This is a genomic window from Bradyrhizobium nivariense, from assembly GCF_029846695.2.
Lineage (GTDB): Bacteria > Pseudomonadota > Alphaproteobacteria > Rhizobiales > Xanthobacteraceae > Bradyrhizobium.
This window is the reverse complement of record NZ_JARWCR020000215.1, coordinates 1-694: the sequence shown is the minus strand read 5'-3', so window position 1 is coordinate 694 and position 694 is coordinate 1. Positions and strand designations below refer to the sequence as shown.

The 694-nt window shown below is 59.8% G+C and carries 1 protein-coding gene; it reads right to left on the bottom strand.

All coding sequences use genetic code 11. The features are described 5' to 3' along the window. Nucleotides 1-198: 198 nt before the first annotated feature. Nucleotides 199-363 carry a hypothetical protein gene (locus QCM77_RS46005; RefSeq protein ID WP_280097153.1) on the bottom strand — a complete coding sequence of 55 codons (165 nt, stop codon included), beginning with the start codon at nucleotides 361-363 and terminating at the stop codon, nucleotides 199-201. Between the last annotated feature and the right edge of the window lie 331 nt (nucleotides 364-694).

The following is a 694-nucleotide window of genomic DNA, read 5'->3' as shown; positions in this document are numbered from 1 at the left end:
TAGGCGGGCCCTGACGCGAGTTGATCATGTTGACCCTGCCACCCCGCTATCGCCGTCCTCTCGGATCGGCTACCGGCCTCTCGGTTCTTGGTCCCGCGCAGCGGGCTGGAGCGCAGCGACTTTGTGCTGTGGCCCATCTGCGACCTCGGAGGCCATCCGCTCTTCGGCCGATTTTGGCGGTAAACCGGACATCGACGGCTACTTCTTAACCAGTATTCCCATCGTTCGTGCCATTCGCCTCACCGATCCGGCGTGGCGGCCCAGTTCGGCGGCTATCTTCGTTGTGCCAACGCCCTGCCGGGCGAGCTTGACCAATTGCCGGACCTCGCGGTCGGCCCATTGCTTTGGCTTTTGTGTTTTCATGGAGCGGCGCTCAACCTGCCGCCACTTAACCAGTGCGCCTGGTTGCCGGCACTTGGGAAATTTACGGGTCGACGTCGCCGTTGGCCCAACTGCGAGTACGGACGGCCATCGGGATTGTCGGCTCGAACGGCAGTCAGAGAAGGAAGGGGGGCTGTCCGAAAACTGCTACTCGGACAAAAGAGCTATATAGATTTGGTCTAAGATGGTCGGTCTTGTGGCACCATCGAACAGCACCGTCAGGCCGGTGGTGCGAATGCTGACTTCGACAACCGTACCGGTCTTGTGGGCTAAATCTGGGAATTGAATGATCCCCAGCTCGCTCATCTTGAAA

Excerpts from the sequence above, each read along its gene's own strand:
- QCM77_RS46005 (WP_280097153.1), bottom strand. The coding sequence starts at position 363 with ATGAAAACACAAAAGCCAAAGCAATGGGCCGACCGCGAGGTCCGGCAA.